This is a genomic window from Mycobacterium sp. NGS24 (assembly GCF_059813065.1).
The window spans coordinates 89,669-109,954 of record NZ_JCALDW010000008.1; the positions used below are offsets into that span (position 1 = coordinate 89,669).

General features: G+C 66.8%; 16 protein-coding genes, 2 tRNA genes and 1 pseudogene. 9 read left to right on the forward strand and 10 right to left on the reverse strand.

What is annotated here, in order from left to right:
- Positions 1-156: 156 nt before the first annotated feature.
- The 4 genes from wrbA to AC5Y6Y_RS13205 all read right to left on the reverse strand — a co-directional run bounded on the left by wrbA (position 157) and on the right by AC5Y6Y_RS13205 (position 4,564).
- Complete coding sequence (gene wrbA, locus AC5Y6Y_RS13190) at positions 157-759, reverse strand: NAD(P)H:quinone oxidoreductase (protein WP_463827083.1); 603 nt, start codon at positions 757-759, stop codon at positions 157-159.
- The gene (locus AC5Y6Y_RS13195; protein ID WP_499917973.1) at positions 756-1,823 is read right to left on the reverse strand and encodes a DUF4185 domain-containing protein; all 1,068 of its coding nucleotides are present in this window, start codon (positions 1,821-1,823) and stop codon (positions 756-758) included. Before AC5Y6Y_RS13195 ends, wrbA begins: the two co-directional genes overlap by 4 nt.
- A complete protein-coding gene (locus AC5Y6Y_RS13200; protein WP_473138956.1) occupies positions 1,804-3,264 on the reverse strand; it encodes a phytoene desaturase family protein in 1,461 nt (486 codons plus the stop codon). The genes AC5Y6Y_RS13195 and AC5Y6Y_RS13200 overlap by 20 nt, the downstream gene beginning before the upstream one ends.
- Before the next feature lie 199 nt (positions 3,265-3,463).
- Positions 3,464-4,564 (reverse strand): glycosyltransferase, encoded by a 1,101-nt coding sequence (locus AC5Y6Y_RS13205; RefSeq protein ID WP_473138955.1) that lies wholly within the window; start codon positions 4,562-4,564, stop codon positions 3,464-3,466.
- Positions 4,565-4,717: 153 nt separating this feature from the next.
- On the opposite strand from AC5Y6Y_RS13205, the gene serA reads away from it, so the two are divergent.
- Entirely contained in the window at positions 4,718-6,304 is a 1,587-nt protein-coding gene (serA, locus tag AC5Y6Y_RS13210; RefSeq protein WP_473138954.1) for a phosphoglycerate dehydrogenase, read from the forward strand.
- The gene (locus AC5Y6Y_RS13215) at positions 6,301-7,314 is read left to right on the forward strand and encodes a 3-isopropylmalate dehydrogenase (protein ID WP_473138953.1); all 1,014 of its coding nucleotides are present in this window, start codon (positions 6,301-6,303) and stop codon (positions 7,312-7,314) included. The genes serA and AC5Y6Y_RS13215 overlap by 4 nt, the downstream gene beginning before the upstream one ends.
- Positions 7,315-7,447: 133 nt before the next feature.
- On the opposite strand, the pseudogene AC5Y6Y_RS13220 reads toward AC5Y6Y_RS13215, so the two are convergent.
- Positions 7,448-8,503: pseudogene (locus AC5Y6Y_RS13220) on the reverse strand (MFS transporter); the annotation flags it as partial.
- Between the two features lie 36 nt (positions 8,504-8,539).
- Positions 8,540-9,775 carry an MFS transporter gene (locus AC5Y6Y_RS13225; RefSeq protein WP_473138952.1) on the reverse strand — a complete coding sequence of 412 codons (1,236 nt, stop codon included), beginning with the start codon at positions 9,773-9,775 and terminating at the stop codon, positions 8,540-8,542.
- Between the two features lie 244 nt (positions 9,776-10,019).
- Here AC5Y6Y_RS13225 and AC5Y6Y_RS13230 point away from each other — a divergent pair, with 244 nt between their 5' ends.
- The 4 genes from AC5Y6Y_RS13230 (at position 10,020) to AC5Y6Y_RS13245 (ending at position 12,620) form a co-directional block, all read left to right on the forward strand.
- Positions 10,020-10,808, forward strand: a complete 789-nt coding sequence (locus AC5Y6Y_RS13230) for a fumarylacetoacetate hydrolase family protein (protein ID WP_473140385.1) — start codon at positions 10,020-10,022, stop codon at positions 10,806-10,808.
- 37 nt (positions 10,809-10,845) lie between these two features.
- Positions 10,846-12,300, forward strand: a complete 1,455-nt coding sequence (gene gltX, locus AC5Y6Y_RS13235) for a glutamate--tRNA ligase (protein WP_473140384.1) — start codon at positions 10,846-10,848, stop codon at positions 12,298-12,300.
- 103 nt (positions 12,301-12,403) lie between these two features.
- Positions 12,404-12,475, forward strand: a tRNA-Gln gene (locus AC5Y6Y_RS13240).
- Between the two features lie 72 nt (positions 12,476-12,547).
- Positions 12,548-12,620, forward strand: a tRNA-Glu gene (locus AC5Y6Y_RS13245).
- 12 nt (positions 12,621-12,632) lie between these two features.
- Here AC5Y6Y_RS13245 and AC5Y6Y_RS13250 read toward each other — a convergent pair.
- Positions 12,633-13,151: a PPOX class F420-dependent oxidoreductase gene (locus tag AC5Y6Y_RS13250; RefSeq protein WP_463827074.1), complete on the reverse strand. Its 519-nt coding sequence runs from the start codon at positions 13,149-13,151 to the stop codon at positions 12,633-12,635.
- A 122-nt stretch (positions 13,152-13,273) separates the two neighbouring features.
- Positions 13,274-13,975 carry an IclR family transcriptional regulator gene (locus AC5Y6Y_RS13255; protein ID WP_473140383.1) on the reverse strand — a complete coding sequence of 234 codons (702 nt, stop codon included), beginning with the start codon at positions 13,973-13,975 and terminating at the stop codon, positions 13,274-13,276.
- A gap of 85 nt (positions 13,976-14,060) precedes the next feature.
- Between AC5Y6Y_RS13255 and leuC the strand changes: the two genes are divergently transcribed.
- From leuC to AC5Y6Y_RS13270, 3 genes are all read left to right on the forward strand, one after another.
- A complete protein-coding gene (gene leuC / locus AC5Y6Y_RS13260; RefSeq protein WP_473140382.1) occupies positions 14,061-15,482 on the forward strand; it encodes a 3-isopropylmalate dehydratase large subunit in 1,422 nt (473 codons plus the stop codon).
- Between the two features lie 37 nt (positions 15,483-15,519).
- Positions 15,520-16,113: a 3-isopropylmalate dehydratase small subunit gene (gene leuD / locus AC5Y6Y_RS13265; RefSeq protein WP_463827071.1), complete on the forward strand. Its 594-nt coding sequence runs from the start codon at positions 15,520-15,522 to the stop codon at positions 16,111-16,113.
- Between the two features lie 216 nt (positions 16,114-16,329).
- A complete protein-coding gene (locus AC5Y6Y_RS13270; RefSeq protein ID WP_463827070.1) occupies positions 16,330-16,986 on the forward strand; it encodes an HU family DNA-binding protein in 657 nt (218 codons plus the stop codon).
- Positions 16,987-17,045: 59 nt separating this feature from the next.
- Here AC5Y6Y_RS13270 and mutT1 read toward each other — a convergent pair whose 3' ends face one another.
- Together mutT1 and AC5Y6Y_RS13280 are read right to left on the reverse strand one after the other, a co-directional pair.
- Positions 17,046-17,978 carry an 8-oxo-(d)GTP phosphatase MutT1 gene (mutT1, locus tag AC5Y6Y_RS13275; protein ID WP_473139995.1) on the reverse strand — a complete coding sequence of 311 codons (933 nt, stop codon included), beginning with the start codon at positions 17,976-17,978 and terminating at the stop codon, positions 17,046-17,048.
- Positions 17,979-18,027: 49 nt separating this feature from the next.
- Positions 18,028-20,283, reverse strand: a complete 2,256-nt coding sequence (locus AC5Y6Y_RS13280; RefSeq protein WP_463827068.1) for an RNA degradosome polyphosphate kinase — start codon at positions 20,281-20,283, stop codon at positions 18,028-18,030.
- Positions 20,284-20,286 lie beyond the last annotated feature (3 nt).

Sequence of the window (20,286 nt, forward strand, 5' to 3'; positions counted from 1 at the left end):
GGCGGGCAGCCCTACCGCACCTCGGGCGCCGAGCGTCACGCCAGAGTGGCGTTCGGCGGGCCGAGCGTCACGCCAGAGTGGCGTTTGGCGCCGATCGTTGCTCCAGCGTGACGCTCGGCGGACTTGGGTGCCGCATCGGCGCGACGGGCGGCCCGCTCAACCGGCGGCCAGTCGCCCTGCCACCGAGACCACCCGCCGGGCCAGATGATCCAGTGCGTTGATCGTGGCTTCGCCGAGCTCGGTGATGTTCTCGCGGTTGGCGACCAAGCTCACCCCGTAGGGGTTGCCGTCGACGAACTTCAGCGGGTCGGTGTATCCGGGCGGCACCAGGATCCCGCCCCAGTGCATCAACGACATGTAGAGGCTGACCAGCGTGGTCTCTTGCCCGCCGTGTGGTGATTCGGTGGACGTCCACGCCGCGTATACCTTGTCGGCCAGTTTGCCCTGGGCCCACAGACCCCCGAGCGAGTCCATGAACGTCTGAAACTGCGATGTCGTGGCGGCGAAGCGGGTGGGGGAGCCGAAGATCACCGCGTCGGCCCACACGATGTCATCGCCGGTGGCTGCTGGAAGGTCTTTGGTCGCTTCGTAATTCGCCGTCCATGCCGGGTTGTGCGCGAACGAGTCGGGGTCGCGGGTCTCTGCCACGTGGCGTAGCCGGACCTCGGCGCCCGCGGCTTCGGCGGCGGCCGCGACGCGCTTGGCCATCGTGGTGCCGTGGCCGGTGGCGGAGTAGTAAATGATCGCGAGTTTGGTCATGAGGTCAGCGTAGGCCGGTCCCGGTTGGCATTGACGACGATGTGCTGGGTGTTGTAGATCTGTGGGCCGATCGGACGTCCCTGGCCATCGTGGGGGGTGTGCCACTGGCTGACGAACAGATTCAGCTTGTCCAGCGTTGAATCAGGCAGCGGCACAAGGTAACCCCCGTAGTTCTGCGGGACGAAGTTGGGTAGATCCGGATCGTGTTGTTGTACGACGATCGTGCGAGACGCGTTCGGCGCGAGCACTTCTGGTGGGCTGCCGCAACCGACGTGCACCTCGACCGCACCGGGCCCGTTGGACGCGTTGAAGCCGGCCAGCACCGGTCGGCCGTCGATCTCCCGGAAGCTGAGTTCACCGAACCGGTCCCGGCCGATCGGCACGGTGGCGACCTTGCCGGGGGCGCCCCATCCGGCACCGGTCCAGGGCCGCCAGACGCCGCGGTCGGCTACCCGCCCCGCGGCGACGCGATACATGGTTACCGGCTGGGAGCGGTCGAACGAGTCGGCGGCGATGTAGACGAAACCGTCGGCGGCCTGGCATCCGCTGATCTGGGTAGGGTGGCTGAGCGGGCTGGTTCCGTGTTCGCCGGGGGTCCAGGGGCGCCATGATCCGCGCACCGGCGGCCAGCCCGACCCGGGATCGTTGGTAACCAGAACCAGCCAGGAGCCGCCGTCGGGGCGCAAACTCGTTGTGCCCGTGACCATCACGAAGGTGGTGCCGTCGCGCATCCGGATGCTGCCCGCCGGCAGTGTGTTGGAGCCGCGGGCCGGTGGGGGAGTGGGGAACAACACATTCGGGCTGTTCGTCGGCCCGGTCAGCGGAGCACCGAAACTCGGGCGGTCGTTGGCGTCGAACGCCACCGGCACCGCCACCGACGCGTAGTGCAGCTCGGCGCCGACATGATCGCCGCCGAACGCGTCCCCGAAAATGGCGACATACCGCCCATCGGGGAGTTGCACGACTTCGCCCAGGTCCGCTGCACCGATCCCCGGTATCCCGACCCTCGAGCCGGTACCGGCGACCGACCCGAGGTTGAGCGCGCTACCGCGTTGCGGTCGCATCATCCGCTGCTGCGGGGCCCAGCCCGGGCATCTCAGTGATGCCGAATTCACGACGTAGCACGGTGCGGGCCGCGTAATAGCCCGCCATCCCGTGCACACCGGCACCCGGCGGGGTGGCGGACGAACACAGGTAAACCTTGGGAATCGGTGTGCTCCAAGGGTTCAGCCGCGGCGTCGGGCCCAGCGTAGCCCGAAGAACCGACGCCCCGCCTACCGCGATGTCACCACCGACGTAGTTGGCGTTGTGGTCTGCCATCGCCGCCGCCGGCACCGCGCGGGCCGCTACCACGGTGTCGCGGAAACCGGGCGCGAACCGCTCGACGACGTCCGTCACCGTTTCGGTGGCGTCGACGTTGGACCCCGACGGCACGTGAGCATAGGTCCAGAACGGCCGGCGGCCGGCCTCGTCGACCCGGCCGGGATCGACGAGGTGCGGCAACGAGGCGAGCACCATCGGCGATTCCGCATGCCGGCCGGCGGCGATCTCGGCCTCGGCGCGCGCCATCTGTGCGCGGGTACCGCCGAGATGCAGCGTCGGGGCGTTGCGCAGTCGCGTGTCCGCCCACGGAATTTCACCGCTCAACACGAAATCCACCTTCGCGACACCTGAGCCAAAACGATAGCGGCGCAATGCTTTCGCGTAACCGGCCGGAATTGTGTCTGCGTACACCTGAAGCAGAGTGGTGGGCGCGGTGTCGAAAATGGTCACCGAATCCGGCGCATACGTGACCTCGACGCCGGCCGTCAACTCACCGCCATGCGCGCGCAGATCGGCGATCAACGCATCGGAGATCAGCTGGGTGCCACCCACCGGAACAGGCCACCCGACCGAATGGGCGAGAGTGGCCAACATCAATCCAGCGCCCGCCGACGCGAGGGACGGCAACGGCGTGATCGCATGGGCGGCAACGCCGGTGAACAATGCGCGGGCATCCTCACCCCCCAGCGTGGCCCACGCCGGGGTGCCCTGAGCCAGGAGCCGCATGCCCAACCGCGCCGTGGTGAGCAACGAACCGGGGACCGACCGTTTGTCGCCGAGCAGAAAGTTCACCACCGCGTCGTCGTCGCGTACCAACGGGCCCAGAAAGCGTCGCCAGGACGTGCCATCGGTCAACTCGGCACAGGTGCGCTGCAGATCGCGGTAGGCAATCGCGGCCGGGCGGTCCGGAAGCGGGTTGGCGTAGGAGATTTCCGGGATGGCCAGTTGCACACCCCGTGCGGCCAGATCGAATTCGGCGAAGAACGGGGACGCGATCGCCAACGGGTGCACCGCCGAACATACGTCGTGCGAAACGCCGCAGTATTCGGCGTCGACCTGGGTGCGGGCGCCGCCGCCGAAGGTGGGCTGGGCCTCCAGCACCTGGACTTTCAGTCCGGCGCGTGCACAAATGACGGCCGCGGCAAGCCCATTGGGCCCGCTGCCGACGACGGTGACGTCCATAGGTCCATTACAGCCGACGGCGTCCCGGAGAAACCAGGTGCCCTGCCGGCCGCGTATCAGCCACAGAGTGTGGCTCGCGGGCTCGCCCGGTAGCGAACGGACAGAATTCCAGATACAGATACCGCTCGAGCATTAGCGCGGGGTCGGCCGCTGGCAGGCAGGCATCGGCCACCCGTCTGCCATACGTCGATGCAGCAGCTCAAATCAACCGCGCACTGTTGTCGCAGTTGGCTGCAATCCGTTGCCGATCGAGGTCGGGGATGTTGGGCCGGGCCAATATGCGCCGCCAGAGTGTCACGGCTTCGGCGTGCTCGTCGATCCACGACGCGCACACGGCCGCCTCGTCGAGCGCGCCCCAATTGTAGGTATCGGCGCTGACATTCAACGTGTCCTCGGTGGGTAACGGGATCTCGGCGGCGTGCTTGGCGAACAGATAGCCCAGTCGGTAGCGCTTATCGAGGCGGTACCGAAAAGCGATGGCGTACAACGCTTCTGCGCGAGTCGGCCGGAACTCCCAGGCCCGCAGGTAGGCGTCTTGCACCTGCGGCCAGGGCGCACCCATCGACGACATCGACTCTCCGACACGGTACATCGAGTAGTACACCTCTTCGGCCCATCCGCCCATTTCGACGCGGTGCTCGTACCACTTGCGGGCGTTCTCGAAATCGCCCAAGTCGAAATAGCTTTGCGCCAGATAGAACACCGACCGGGCATCTTCGGGGTTACGTTCGAGCTCGGTGAGCAGCAGGTCGCGGTCGCTTTCGTACTTCTGCTGCGGATTCGAGTTACGGGCACCGAGGCGGCCAGACTCGATGTAGTAGTCACCATCGACTCGGTCGTGGCTGAAATCGGAGTCCACCATGACGTACTCGTGGATCACGCCCTCGTAGCGGACCGGCAGCCCGTCGCGGAACAGGTTCGGTCGCCAATTGATGTCGGAGCTCGGGCCATAACGGAGTTGGTAGAGGTCGTCGCCCAACTGGCCGAAATCGAGGTTGCCGACGACCTTGTCGTCAGCGTCGAGAACCCAGATGTAGTCGCCGTGGCCCTGAGCGAGGGCCAACGCCTCGGACCGGTTGTGCCCGAAGTTGCGCCACGGCCGCTGATGGAGCGCCCCGGGAATTCCGTGGCGCGCCATGTGATCGCGGATGACGTTCTGGGTTCCGTCGTCGGAACCGGTGTCCACGATCACCCAGCAGCTGATGTAGGGCGCGATGTTGTCCAAGGTCTCCCGAATGATCCCCGCCTCGTTTCGGACGATCATGTTGACGCAGATCGCTGGGCGTGCAGGGCAGGACACGGCCGGATCGTACCCAGCAGCGCTGGTGGTCGCTGGCAGATCCGCCCGACTCCGTCGTGCCGACGGCCGCCGCCGGGGGTGATGCGGGTGACCCGCGGCGCCCGACCGGGACTCTGCTGCCGCGCCCGCGGCAACGCCGCTACGCTGGCCCGCGTGAACTTGCCTGTTGTATTGATCGCCGACAAACTCGCCCAATCAACCGTCGCTGCCCTGGGAGACCAGGTTGAGGTGCGCTGGGTGGACGGACCCGACCGGGAGAAGCTGCTGGCCGCGGTGCCCGACGCGGACGCGCTGCTGGTGCGGTCGGCCACCACCGTCGACGCCGAGGTGCTGGCCGCCGCCCCCAAGCTCAAGATCGTCGCCCGCGCCGGTGTCGGGCTGGACAACGTCGACGTGGATGCGGCCACCGCCCGCGGCGTGCTGGTGGTCAACGCCCCCACCTCGAACATCCACAGCGCCGCCGAGCACGCACTGGCCCTGCTGCTGGCCGCGGCCCGCCAGATTCCGGCGGCCGACGCGACCCTGCGTGAACACACCTGGAAGCGGTCGAAGTTCTCCGGCACCGAGATCTTCGGCAAGACCGTCGGCGTGGTGGGTCTGGGCCGGATCGGGCAGCTGGTGGCCCAGCGGCTCGCCGCCTTCGGGACCCACCTGGTCGCCTATGACCCGTACGTGTCGTCGGCGCGCGCGGCGCAGTTGGGTATCGAGCTGCTGCCCCTGGACGACCTGTTGGCCCGCGCGGACTTCATCTCGGTGCACCTGCCCAAGACGCCTGAGACCAAGGGCCTGCTGAACAAGGAGGCGCTGGCCAAGACCAAGCCCGGCGTCATCATCGTCAACGCCGCCCGCGGCGGCCTGATCGACGAGGCGGCGCTGGCCGACGCCATCACCGACGGCCACGTCCGGGCCGCCGGCCTGGACGTCTTCTCCACCGAGCCGTGCACCGACAGCCCGTTGTTCGAGCTGCCGCAGGTGGTCGTCACCCCGCACCTGGGTGCGTCCACCGCCGAGGCCCAGGACCGGGCCGGCACCGACGTCGCCGAGAGCGTACGGCTGGCGCTGGCCGGGGAATTCGTGCCCGACGCGGTCAACGTCGGCGGCGGCGTGGTCAGCGAGGAGGTGGCGCCCTGGCTGGATCTGGTGCGCAAGCTCGGCGTGCTGACCGCGGCGCTGTCGGACGAACTTCCGGTGTCGGTGTCGGTGCAGGTGCGCGGCGAACTGGCCGCCGAAGAGGTCGGGGTGCTCAAGCTGTCGGCGCTGCGCGGACTGTTCTCGGCGGTGATCGAAGACTCGGTGACGTTTGTGAACGCACCCGCGCTGGCCGCCGAACGCGGGGTGACCGCCGAAATCAGCACGGCCACCGAGAGTCCCAACCACCGCAGCGTGGTCGACGTGCGGGCCGTGGCCGCCGACGGCTCGGTGGTCAACGTCGCGGGCGCGCTGTCCGGGCCGCAGCTCGTCGAGAAGATCGTCCAGATCAACGGCCGCAACTTCGACCTGCGCGCCCAGGGCATCAACCTGGTGGTCAACTACGCCGACCAGCCCGGCGCACTGGGCAAGATCGGCACGCTGCTCGGATCGGCCGGGGTGAACATCCAGGCCGCGCAGCTGTCCGAGGACACCGAGGGTGACAGCGCGACCATCCTGCTGCGGTTGGATCAGGATGTTCCGGACGACGTGCGCGCCGAGATCGCCCAGGCCGTGGGCGCCAACAAGCTCGAAGTGGTTGACCTGTCATGACCAGACTCGCGGTCATCGCCGGCGACGGCATCGGCCCGGAGGTCATCGACGAAGCGCTCAAGGTGCTCGACATCGTCAAACCGGGAGTCGAGAAGACCACCTACGACCTGGGCGCCCGGCGTTTCCACGCCACCGGTGAGGTGCTGCCCGAGTCGGTGGTGCCCGAACTGCGCGAGCACGACGCCATCCTGTTGGGTGCGATCGGGGATCCGTCGGTACCCAGCGGCGTGCTGGAGCGGGGCTTGCTGCTGCGGATGCGTTTCGAGCTGGATCATCACGTCAACCTGCGGCCGGCCCGCCTGTACCCCGGCGTCAACAGTCCGCTCGCGGGCAACCCCGAGATCGACTTCGTGGTGGTGCGCGAAGGCACCGAGGGGCCCTACACCGGCAACGGTGGCGCAATCCGCGTCGGCACCCCGCACGAAGTGGCCACCGAGGTCAGCGTCAACACAGCGTTCGGTGTGCGCCGGGTGGTGACCGACGCGTTCGAACGGGCGCGCAAGCGTCGTAAACATCTGACGCTGGTGCACAAGACCAATGTCCTGACGTTCGCCGGCGGATTGTGGCTGCGGACGGTGCAGGAGATCGGCACGCAGTACCCCGACGTCGAGGTGGCCTACCAGCACGTCGATGCGGCCACCATCTTCCTGGCCACCGATCCCGGCCGCTTCGACGTGATCGTCACCGACAACCTGTTCGGCGACATCATCACCGACCTCGCCGCCGCGGTGTGCGGCGGCATCGGTCTGGCCGCCAGCGGCAACATCGACGCCACCCGGACCAATCCGTCCATGTTCGAGCCGGTGCACGGCAGCGCGCCCGACATCGCCGGCCAGGGCATCGCCGACCCGACCGCGGCGATCATGTCGGTGGCGCTGCTGCTGGCCCATCTTGGTGAGGACGCGGCGGCAGCGCGGGTGGATCGGGCCGTAGCCCAATACTTGGCGACTCGCGGGGACGAACGGCCTGCCACCAGCGATGCCGGCGCACGGATTGCAGCCGCGCTCTAGTCTCCAGGCCCGGCGGTAACAGGCGGGTCGGCACCAACGGGACGGCGGCCAGCGGGAACAGGCCGCACAGCGCCCACGCCAGGGGATATGCGGCGGCGGTGATCAGCGCACCGAACATCGGCGGTCCGGCGGCCGCCATCAACCGCTGCGTGGTGTTCTGGATGCCCAGCGCGCGTCCACTCCAGTACGGTCCGGCGAACTCGGTGATGGCGGTGGCCTCCAAACCGTTGTCGAGGACGGCGATCACCGCAATGGCGACCATCAGGAACACATCGAATCGCGTGTTCATCTGGTCGGAGAGAGCCAGCAGGAACAGTGTCAACGCGGCGCTGACGGCGATGATGCGCACCGGCCGGGTTCGGGAACCGATGCGATCCGACCACCGTCCCGCCAGGATGCGGCCCCCCGCACCGATCAGTTGCGAGATGGTCACCAGCCCGCCGGCCGCTGCCACCGACCAGTGGTGGTGGTTGATCAGCCAGACCAGCATGAAAGTGACGGTCACCGTCTGCGGCATCATCAGCAACGCCGACGCCGCGTGGATCCGCCACAGCGTCGACGAACCGCGATATGGACTGGCCAACTCTGTGTCGGTGGCCGTGTGGCGGGACTTGCGCGGCGGATCTTTCACCGCGACGATGCTGACCACTGTTGCGCACGCGCACGCCACCGCCGGGAACATCAGCCCGGCATGGGCGCCGCGCTCGGCTAGTTCGGGAATCACCAACGCGCCCAAGGCAATTCCGATGGGCTGCGCGGTCTGACGGATGCCCATCGCCAACCCGCGCTGTTGCGGCGGGAACCACCCCGACACCAACCGGCCACCGGCGGTGTTGCAGCTGGCGGCTGCCATGCCGCCGAGGAACAGGAACACCCCCATCCCCAGCAGCGAATGCACCGATGCCGCGGCGTAAGCGGCCGCCGCGGTGAGGCCCGAACCGAGCGCCAACACGATTCGCTCACCCACCCGGTCCAATACGTAGCCCCAGGCGACCAGGGTGACCACCATGCCCCAGCTGGGCATCGACGCCAACAGACTTGCCTGGGCCAACGGGGTCCCGCGTCCGCTGACCAGCCGGGGGAGTAGGAAGGCGACGCCGTTGATGAAGAGGAAGGCACTTGCCGTCACGAACACCGAGACGACGACGATCGACCAGCGCCTGACCGCGCCGGCCTGCTCTTCGGGCATCCGCCAATGCTCGCACAGGCGACGCGGTGCGATGGGCTACCGAACCACCCGGCGACCGGCGGATTGTCGCTGCGCCCGCTCCTCGAGCCCGGGTGGTACCAGTCCGGTCGGCACCACCGGTACGGCGGCCAACGGGAACAGGCCGCACAGCGCGAACGCCACCGGAAAGCCGAATGCTCCGATGATCACGCCGAACATCGGCGGACCGGCCAGGGTCATCAGTCGTTGTGTGGTGTTCTGCACACCCAGTGCACGGCCGCTCCAGAACTGTCCGGCGACCTCAGTGATCGCGGTCGCCTCCAAGCCGTTGTCCATCACCGTGATCACCGCGGCGGCGACCATCAGCCCCACGGCCAGCGGGGGATAGAAGTCATTGGTGAACGCCAGCAGCATCAGGGCCACGCTGGTGGCGAGCGCAACCAGGCGGATCGGTCGCATACGCGAACCGATGCGGTCGGACCACCGGCCGGCCAGGATGCGGCTCACCGCGCCCAGCAGTGCGGTGAAGGTCACCAACGTGCCGGCATCCTCGAGCGGCCACCCGTGCTCTCGGACCAGCCACACCAGCATGAACGTCACGGTCACCGACTGAGGCATCACCATCAGCGCCGACAGCCCGTGGATCCGCCACAACACCGCGGAGTTGCGGTACGGGCTCGAAAGCTCGCCGTCGTGCGCCTGGGTGCGCGGCTTACGCGGCGGGTCGTGCGCGACGACGGCGGCGACCACCGCCGACATCGCGCACGCCAACGCCGGAAACAACAAGCCGGCCGCGGGTGGACCATGTTGGGCGAGTCGGGGAATGGCCAGCGCGCCCATCGCGATCCCCAGCGGCTGCGCCGTCTGGCGTACGCCCATCGCCAAACCGCGCTGCTCAGGCGGGAACCAGCCCGCCACCAGCCGGCCACACGCGGGATTGCAGCTCGCCGCGCCCATGCCGCCGAGGAACAGCAACACGCCCATCACCAGCAGGGAATCCACCGCCGAGGCGGCATACGCAACCGCCGCGGTGATGATCGAGCCCAGGGTCAGCACGATCCGCTCGCCGATGAGGTCGGCGACGTAGCCCCAGCCGATCAACGTCACCACCATGCCCAGGCTCGGCATGACCGACAGCAGCCCGGTTTCGGACAGCGGGGTGCCGTGCGCGGCTTCCAGCGCCGGAATCATGAACGGGACTGCGTTGATGAAGCTGAACGCGCTGGAGGTGACGACGAGGGCGACGACCACCATCGACCAGCGCTTAGCGGCGCTGGTCGCGTCCGATGACATCAAGCAATGCTTGCACACAACCCGGGCATGAGCGCCCGGCTTCGCCGCGCTCGCGACCCTCGCTAGGTCTGATGGCGAGGGCCCGCAGCGCCCGGCTTCGCCGCGCTCGCGACCCTCGCTAGGTCTGAGGGCCGGGTTCCTCCTCGGGGCCTGCGGCCCCGCATCGTCACCCGGCTGGATCTGATGGCGAGGGCCCGCAGCGCCCGGCTTCGCCGCGCTCGCGACCCTCGCTAGGCTGATCCGAATGCGCCTTGGTCGAATCGCCAGTCCTGACGGAGTCGCGTTTGTCAGCATCGAAGGCCCACTCGACGATCCGGGTGCGATGACGGTCCGCGAGATCGCCGAGCATCCGTTCGGCACGCCGACTTTCACCGGCCGCAGCTGGCCGCTGGCCGACGTGCGGCTGCTGGCCCCGATTCTGGCCAGCAAGGTCGTCTGCATCGGCAAGAACTACGCCGACCACATCGCCGAGATGGGCGGTGTCGCTCCCGCCGACCCGGTCATCTTCATGAAGCCCAATACCGCGATCATCGGACCCAACGTGCCGATCCGATTGCCCGCCAACGCATCCACCGTGCACTACGAAGGAGAGTTGGCGGCGGTGATCGGCCGTCCGTGCAAGGACGTCTCGGCGGCACAGGCCGCCGACAACATCCTGGGCTACACCATCGGCAACGACGTGTCGGCGCGCGATCAACAGCAGTCCGACGGGCAATGGACCCGCGCCAAGGGTCACGACACCTTCTGCCCGGTCGGGCCCTGGATCGTCACCGATGTGGACCCGGCGGATCTGGAACTGCGCACCGACGTCAACGGTGAGGTCAAGCAGCATGCCCGCACCTCGCTGATGATTCACGACGTCGGCGCGGTCGTCGAATGGATCTCGGCGGTGATGACCCTTCTCCCAGGCGATCTCATCCTCACCGGAACGCCCGCCGGGGTCGGTCCGATCGAGGACGGCGACACTGTCTCGGTGACCATCGAGGGCATCGGTACGCTGTCGAATCCGGTGGTACGCAAGCCGGCCCTGTGATTCACAACACCAATCCTGTAGTGCGCAAAGGAAAGTCGTGACAGTACGAGTTCGGTTCTGCCCGTCGCCCACCGGCACGCCGCACGTCGGAATGGTGCGCACCGCGCTGTTCAACTGGGCCTATGCCAGACACACCGGTGGCACCTTCGTCTTCCGCATCGAAGACACCGACGCCGCCCGGGACAGCGAGGAGAGCTACGCGGCGCTGCTCGATGCCCTGCGTTGGCTGGGCCTGGACTGGGATGAAGGACCCGAGGTCGGCGGGCCGTACGGGCCCTACCGGCAGTCGCAGCGCGGCGATCTGTACCGGGACGTGGTGGCCCGACTGCTCGAGGCGGGCGAGGCCTACTACGCGTTTTCGACGGCGGAGGAGGTCGAGGCGCGCCACGTCGCCGCCGGCCGCAATCCAAAGCTGGGCTACGACAACTTCGATCGCCAGTTGACCGATTCGCAGCGCGCGGCGTTCCTCGCCGACGGCCGACATCCGGTGGTGCGGTTGCGGATGCCCGACGAGGACCTCAGCTGGGACGACCTGGTGCGCGGACCCACCACGTTCGCAGCGGGCTCGGTACCCGACTTCGCGTTGACGCGCGCCAACGGAGATCCGTTGTACACCTTGGTGAATCCGTGCGACGACGCACTGATGAAGATCACCCACGTGCTGCGCGGCGAGGACCTGCTGCCGTCCACACCGCGCCAGCTCGCGTTGTACCAGGCGCTGATCCGGATCGGGGTGGCCGAGCGTACCCCGCAATTCGCCCATCTCCCAACTGTTTTAGGTGAGGGAACCAAGAAGCTGTCCAAGCGTGACCCGCAGTCCAATCTGTTCGCGCACCGCGACCGCGGTTTCATCCCCGAAGGGCTGCTCAATTATCTTGCGTTGCTGGGCTGGTCGATCGCCGACGACCACGACCTGTTCAGCCTCGACGAGATGGTCGCCGCGTTCGACGTGGTGGATGTCAACTCCAACCCGGCCCGGTTCGACCAGAAGAAGGCCGACGCCCTGAACGCCGAGCACATCCGCCGGCTCGCCGTCGACGATTTCACCGCACGGCTGCGCAGCTATCTGGATGTGCACGGCCATCGCCTGGGCTTGACCGATGCGGATTTCGCTACCGCGGCCGAGCTGGTGCAGACCCGCATCGTGGTGCTCGGCGACGCGTGGGGTCTGCTGAAATTCCTCAACGACGACGAGTACGCGCTCGACCCCAAGGCCGCCGCCAAGGAACTGGGACCCGACGCGGGCCCGGTGCTCGACGCCGCCATTGCGGCGCTGGACTCGCTGACCGACTGGACCACCCCGCAGATCGAGGAAGCCCTCAAGGGCGCGCTGATCGAGACCTTGGCGCTCAAACCGCGCAAGGCGTTCGGCCCCATCCGGGTCGCTGCCACCGGAACCACCATCAGCCCGCCATTGTTCGAGTCGCTGGAACTGCTGGGTCGCGACCGCAGCCTGCAGCGGCTGCGGGCCGCGCGCGACGTGGCCGGTTGAATCTTTGGTAGTGTGCACTTCGGCTTCAACTGGCCGGCCTCAGCGGCACCGGATGCGGGTATCTCCCGTTAACGGGCTCTGAGCAGCGGTTTTAGGCGGCCGATGGGGTATGGTGTAATTGGCAACACAGCTGATTCTGGTTCAGCCATTCTAGGTTCGAGTCCTGGTACCCCAGCAAGATCCCACCGGGTCAACCGATTAGGTGGGGTTTCCGTGTTCGGCTATGCTGACTCTCCGGATCGTGTCCGGCCCCGTCGTCTAGCGGCCTAGGACGCCGCCCTCTCACGGCGGTAGCGTGGGTTCGAATCCCATCGGGGCTACAACATTGCGCGTCACCCAGTCTGCTGGGTTCCGCGCACAGCCGGAGCGGTCGAGCCACCCACCGGCATCGGGGGCATTCCCAGCTTGCGGTGATCCCAGGACCGGGTGCGGTTGCTGACGATGCGCACGCAGACGCGCTTGTTCATCATCTGCTCGACGAACGGCTTCATCTCGTCGCTGTAGGGACCGGTGTAGCGCTCCCACACGCTGACGCCGACGCGGTGCGAGGTGTCGGGATCGTCGACGATTTCAGCGGTGCCCTCGAAGGACACCCCGCGCAGCGTGTCGTAGGTGTCGCCGTCTTCGATCAGGAAACTCACCCGCGGATCGCGCTTGAGGTTGACGGCCTTCTGCGACTTGGCCTTGGTCTCCAGCCAGATCTCGCCGTCCAGCACCCCGTACCACATGGCCGTCAGGTGCGGTTGGCCGTCGGGACCGATGGTGGCCAGCGTGCCGGTACGGCTGTTGGCGACGAACTCGGCGATCTCGTCGGGGGACATGACGATGCTCGCGCGCTGATTGGTTCCCATGGCGTCAGTGTGTCAGGTCGCCGGTGCACGCCTGCGCCGAGCCTGCACTGATGGCGCCGAGCCTGAACTGAGGCCGCAGTTTTCGTGATCTGCCCGTCCTGAGTGCAATCTCGGTGCGGAATTCACAGCCGCCGCGTCAGCTCCTCGGCAGCCGCCAACAGATCTGCGGCCCAACGCGCCCCGGGCCGCCGGCCCATCCGGTCGATCGGGCCGGACACCGAGATGGCCGCCGTCACAATGCCGCGGCTGTCGCGCACCGGTGCCGAGACACTGGCCACACCGGGCTCGCGTTCGGCCACGCTCTGTGCCCAGCCGCGCCGGCGCACGTCAGCCAGCGTCCGGCTGCTGAACTTGGCGTCCGGCAAGACCACCTGCTGAGTGGCCGCATCGCTGTGCGCGAGCAACACTTTGGCGGCCGAACCCGCCGTCATCGGCAACCGGGCGCCCACGGGCACCGTATCGCGAAGCCCGGCAGCAGGTTCCAGCGCTGCCACGCACACCCGCATGGTGCCTTCGCGACGGTACAACTGCACGCTCTCGCCGGTGGTTTCCCGCAACCGGGGCAGCACGGCGGCACCCGCGGCCAGCAGCGGATCGTTGACGTGCCCGGCCAGTTCGGTAACCGCCGGACCGAGCCGCCAGCGGCCGTCCTCGTCGCGTCCGAGCAGCCGATGCACCTCCAGGGCAGCGGCGACCCGGTAGGTGGTGGCCCGGGGCAGGCCGGTCCGCTCGCACAGTTCGGCGAGCCCGCAGGGGGATTCCGCGACCGCGTGCAGGACGCCCACCGCTTTGTCGAGGACGCCGATCCCGCTATGCTGTCTCATATATAGATACTAGCGTCTCACATACTGAGATTCAGCCCCGACGGATCGGTGTGGGACGCAATCGACGAATCGAGGCAATGCGCATATGTGTGCTGCGAAAGACAACCCCCGAACCCTGGCAGAGAAGGTCTGGGACGACCACGTCGTGGTGTCGGGTGAAGGAAACGCACCCGACCTGATCTATATCGACCTGCATCTGGTGCACGAAGTCACCAGTCCGCAGGCCTACGACGGGTTGCGGCTGGCCGGCCGTCGAGTACGGCGGACCGATCTGACGATCGCCACCGAAGACCACAACGTGCCGACGGTCGACATCGACAAGCCGATCGCCGACCTGGTCTCCCGCACCCAGGTGGAGACGTTGCGGCGCAACTGTGCCGAATTCGGTGTCCGGCTCTACCCGATGGGTGACATCGAGCAGGGCATCGTGCATGTCGTCGGTCCGCAACTGGGCCTCACCCAACCGGGCATGACGATCGTGTGCGGAGACAGCCACACCTCGACGCACGGCGCATTCGGGGCAATCGCCATGGGGATCGGGACATCTGAGGTCGAGCACGTGCTGGCCACGCAGACGCTGCGGCTGCGACCGTTCAAGACGATGGCGGTCAACGTCGACGGACAGCTGCCTGCCGGGGTGAGCGCCAAAGACATCATCCTCGCGCTGATCGCCAAGATCGGAACCGGTGGCGGACAGGGATATGTCATCGAATACCGGGGCAGTGCCATCGAGTCGCTGTCCATGGAGGGCCGGATGACGGTCTGCAACATGAGCATCGAAGCCGGCGCCCGCGCAGGCATGGTGGCCCCCGACGAAACGACCTACGAATTCCTGCGTGGTCGCCCGCACGCCCCGAAGGGCGCCGACTGGGACAACGCACTCGCCTATTGGCAGCAGCTGCGTACCGACCCGGGCGCGGTTTTCGACACCGAGGTCTACCTCGACGCATCCTCGCTGAGTCCGTTCGTCACCTGGGGGACCAACCCGGGCCAGGGGGTGCCGCTGGCTGCGGCGGTGCCGGACCCCGAGTTGATGACCGACGACGCACAACGCCAGGCCGCGGAGAAAGCCTTGGCGTACATGGACCTTCGGCCCGGGACGGCGATGCGCGACATCGCGGTCGACGCCGTGTTCGTCGGATCCTGCACCAACGGCCGGATCGAAGACCTGCGGGTGGTGGCCGACGTGCTGCGCGGGCGCAAGGTGGCGCCGGGGGTGCGGATGCTGGTGGTGCCGGGCTCGATGCGGGTGCGCGCACAGGCCGAAAGCGAAGGGCTGGGGGACATCTTCACCGCGGCCGGCGCCGAATGGCGCCAAGCCGGCTGCTCGATGTGCCTGGGCATGAACCCTGATCAGCTCGCGCCCGGAGAGCGTTGCGCCGCCACGTCGAACCGCAATTTCGAAGGGCGACAGGGCAAGGGCGGCCGGACGCACCTGGTGTCCCCGGCGGTCGCTGCGGCCACTGCCGTTCGCGGCACGCTCTCCACTCCCGCCGACTTGACCTGACCGACTTTGATTTCACGCTGAGAAATAGGGGAAGAAGATGGAAGCCTTTCACACCCACACCGGAATCGGTGTGCCGCTGCGGCGGTCCAATGTCGACACCGATCAGATAATTCCCGCCGTCTTTCTGAAGCGCGTCACCCGAACCGGTTTCGAGGACGGTTTGTTCGCCAGCTGGCGTTCGGATCCGTCATTCGTGCTCAATCTCAGTCCCTTTGACCGAGGCTCGGTCTTGGTTGCTGGACCCGATTTCGGAACCGGATCCTCACGCGAACACGCGGTCTGGGCGCTCATGGACTACGGATTCCGGGTGGTTATCTCCTCTCGCTTCGGCGACATTTTCCGCGGCAACGCCGGCAAGGCGGGTCTGCTGGCCGCCGAAGTCGATCAAGACGGGGTCGAGCTGCTCTGGAAGCTGATCGAGCAGAGCCCGGGGCTGGAAATCACTGTCAATCTTCAAGATCGAAATATCACCGCGGGAACGGCGGTGTTGCCGTTCAGGATTGACGATCACACCGCGTGGCGATTGTTGGAAGGACTCGACGATATAGCCCTTACGCTGCGGAAACTCGACGAAATCGAAGCGTTCGAGGCATCGCGCCCGGTGTGGAAGCCGCGCACGGCGCCAATCTGACCGACCCCCTTGCGGTCTGGAATTCCAACCGGGCCGGCGCGCGCCAAACAAGCGCAATTCACATCGGCGCCACCGGCCAAGGGCGGCAATCGGATTGCCGAAATTGCACTCATTCGCGCTTGAAATTGCGCGTGGCTCTTGGCAATTTGCCAGCAAAGGGTTTACCGTGTCCTCTAGTCGGTTCCAAATCGAGGACCACTGGCTTCGGAGGGTTGGATGAACAAAGCAGAGCTCATAGATGTGCTCACACAGAAATTGGGCTCAGACCGCCGGCAGGCCACCGCCGCTGTCGAGAATGTCGTCGACACGATTGTGCGTGCGGTGCACAAGGGCGAGAGCGTCACGATTACCGGTTTCGGTGTCTTCGAACAGCGTCGCCGCGCAGCCCGCGTTGCCCGCAACCCGCGCACCGGTGAGACCGTGAAGGTGAAGCCCACATCGGTTCCGGCGTTCCGTCCAGGTGCCCAATTCAAAGCGGTTGTGGCTGGCGCACAAAAGCTCCCGGCCGACGGTCCCGCAGTGAAGCGTGGCGTAGTCGCGGGTGCGGCGAAGAAGACGACCGCCAAGCGGGCTCCGGCCAAGAAGGCTGCGACCAAGGCGCCGGCCAAGAAGGCCGCGACCAAGGCTCCGGCGAAGAAGGCTGCGACTAAGGCTCCGGCGAAGAAGGCTGCGACTAAGGCTCCGGCCAAGAAGGCTGCGACCAAGGCTCCGGCCAAGAAGGCTGCGACCAAGGCTCCGGCCAAGAAGGCTGCGACCAAGACGCCGGCCAAGAAGGCCGCGACCAAGGCTCCGGCCAAGAAGGCCGCCAGCAAGGCGCCGGCCAAGAAGGCTCCGGCCAAGAAGGCCGCCGCCACACGCCGCGGTCGCAAGTAGCACTCACACGCGAATACCCTTCGGCGGGCAGCGATGCCTACCGGAGGGTATTTGCGTTGTCAGGTGCGCACGTTGGGGGCCAGTGCCCCGCCGATGTGGTCGGCGGCGATGAGCCGACCGCCCGACAACGACAGCACCCAGGTGCTGCCCTTATGGTTGCGGGCCTTGTCCGGCCGCACCCCGTTGCGGTCGCACCACCATCCGATCAGATCCGGAATCACCTTTCCCTGCGAGCAGATCACCGGTGTGCCGGCCCGTCCGGCGATCTGCAGCATCCGCTGTCGGCCGCGTTTGGCGTTCTTGGCGTAGGCCTCTTCGGTGAGGTGCGGTTCGTTGTGAATGGTCACGCCCAGTTCCTCGGCAAGCGGTTCCACGGTTTGGTGGCAACGCACCCGGTCGGCCGCGTAGACGTCGGTGGCGCCGAAAGCCAGTAGCTGGGCCACCAGCGCCTCGGCTTGCGCGCGGCCTTTCTTGTCCAGCGGTCGTTTGGTGTCGTCGCCGCGGTAGCGGGCCTTGCTGCCGGCGGTACCGTGCCGCACCACCAGCACGGTCTTGGTGTCCGCCGGCTGTTTGGTGAACCGTCGCAATACCTTTCGGTCTTGTGCGTAGCCGAGCTTCTTCATGGCCTCGGACACCGGCAGCCAGAGCAGATCGTCGACCTCGTCCCCGGCGGCGAAGGTCCCGCCGGTGCTTCTGGCGGCCCAGTAGTACACCTTCTTGACGCGCTGGTCGATCGGGTAGGTGATCGTGGTGAGGTACCTGCCCAGCTGACTGTGATGGCCGGTCTCTTCGAGCACTTCGCGCACGGCGGTCACCGGCGGGGTCTCACCCGGATCCACCTTGCCTTTGGGCAGCGACCAGTCGTCGTACCGGGGCCGGTGGATCACCGCGATCTCGACCGACTTACCTGATTCGCGGGTCGGTCGCCACAGCACCGCTCCCGCGGCGTGCACGATGCGGCCACGGCGGGCCGACGAATTCTGGGACGACACCTCAACTCCTGCAGATCAATTCGAACAGGTCTTGACGCGGCTGGACGGGTCAGGGGCTGCGGTGCCGCTCCATCAGGGACACCTGATGATCGCGCACGCTCAGTCCCTCCCGCGGCGAGGCCGTCCACTGGCCGTCGGATCCCAATTCCCAGCAGCGGGTGGACGGATCCAGTGCGGATTGGAACAACTCGTCGAGCTGTGTGGTCAATCGCGGGTCTTTGACCTGTGCCATGACCTCGACCCGACGGTCGAGATTGCGATGCATCATGTCGGCACTGCCGATCCAGAATTCGCCGATGGCGTTGAAATGCAGAATCCGCGAGTGCTCCAGGAAACGGCCGAGAATCGAGCGGACGCTGATGTTTTCGGAGAAACCTGCGGCGCCGGGGCGCAGCGCACAGATGCCGCGCACCACCACTTCCACCCGCACACCGGCCTGTGATGCGCGGTAGAGCGCATCGATGACCTGTTCGTCGACCAGGGCGTTCATCTTCAACCGGATTCTGGCGTCATTGCCCCGCCGGTGGGCCTCGACTTCACGCTCTACCCGCTCGATGATGCCGGTGCGAATTCCGTGCGGTGCCACCAACAAATTGCGATAGGTGAGCTTGCGCGAGTAGCCGGTCAGGGTGTTGAACAAGTCGGTCAGGTCGGCGCCGATGTCGGGATCGGCGGTCAGCAGCCCGACATCCTCGTACAGTCGTGCCGTCTTACCGTTGTAGTTGCCGGTTCCGACGTGGCAGTACCGCCGGATGATCGGACCCTCGCGGCGCACCACCAGGCACGTCTTGCAGTGCGTCTTGAGCCCGACGAATCCGTAGACAACGTGGACCCCCGCCTGCTCCAGCGTTCGCGCCCAACGGATGTTGGCCTGTTCGTCGAAGCGCGCCTTGATCTCCACCAATGCCACCACCTGCTTGCCGGCTTCGGCGGCGTCGATGAGCGCCCGCACGATCGGCGAATCACCGGACGTGCGATACAGCGTCTGTTTGATGGCCAGCACGTTGGGGTCGGCGGCGGCCAGTTCGATGAAGCGCTGCACGCTGGTGGAGAACGAATCGTAGGGATGGTGCACCAGCACATCGCCTTCGCGCAGGGTCGCGAAGATGCTCTTCGGGGTCTCCCGGTCGGCGAAGGCTGGATGGGTGGCCGGCACGAACGCCCGGTCCTTCAGGGCCGGACGGTCCACCCCGTAGATCTGCCACAGCGACGACAAGTCCAGCAGCCCAGGCACTTCGATGACGTCGCCGGGATGGACATCGAGTTCGCGCAGCAGCAGTTCGAGCATGCTCTCGGTCATGTCGTCGGCAACTTCGAGTCGCACCGGCGAACCGAACCGCCGTCGTGCCAACTCCCGCTCGAGTGCCTGCAACAGGTCTTCGTCGCGATCTTCTTCCACTTCGAAGTCGGCGTTGCGGGTGATGCGGAACGTGTGATGTTGAACAATCTCCATGCCGGGGAACAGCACTGGGAGGAAAGCGGCGATCAACTCCTCCATCGGCAGGAATCGCACGATGCCCCGCTCGCGCCGCTCGCCGTCGGATTCCGCTTTCGTTTCCAGCTCCACAAAGCGGTCGACGTTGTCGGGCACCTTGACCCTGGCGAAGTGCTGGGTGCCGTCGTCGGGCTGTTTGACGGTGACCGCGAGGTTCAGACTCAACCCACTGACGAAGGGGAACGGGTGGGCAGGGTCGACGGCCAGCGGGGTCAGGACGGGGAAGACCTGATCGTGGAAATACGTCGACAACTGTTCGCGCTCAGCCTCGTCCAGGTCGGCCCACGTGATGATGTAGATGCCTTCTTCCTCCAGCGCGGGGGATACCTCGTCGAGGAACACCCGGGCGTGGCGGCTGGCGATCTGCTGGGTCTGTTCGCCGATGCGCCGCAACTGCTCACGCGGCGTCAGTCCGTCGGCCGAGCGGACCGACAGCCCCATTTCGTCGCGGCGTTTGAGACCGGCGACCCGAACCATGTAGAACTCATCCAGGTTGGAAGCAAAGATCGCCAGGAATTTGGCGCGCTCCAGCAGGGGCATCGAATTGTCGGCGGCCAGCGCCAGCACCCGGGCGTTGAAGTCCAGCCAGCTCAGTTCCCGATTCAGGTAGCGCTCGTCGGGCAGCGGGTCGTTGATCGCGGCGGGAGTCGCCGCCGGCGGTGCTGCAGGTGCCGAGTCGCCTGACTGCCGAGCACCCTCGTGGGTGGATGCATCCGCTTGGGGTGGGGCTTCGATTTCGGTCACCCTGCGATCATTGCCTATTACCCGTGGGCGAGGCCACCAGTCCTGGGAGATCGGCAACCCATCCATCTG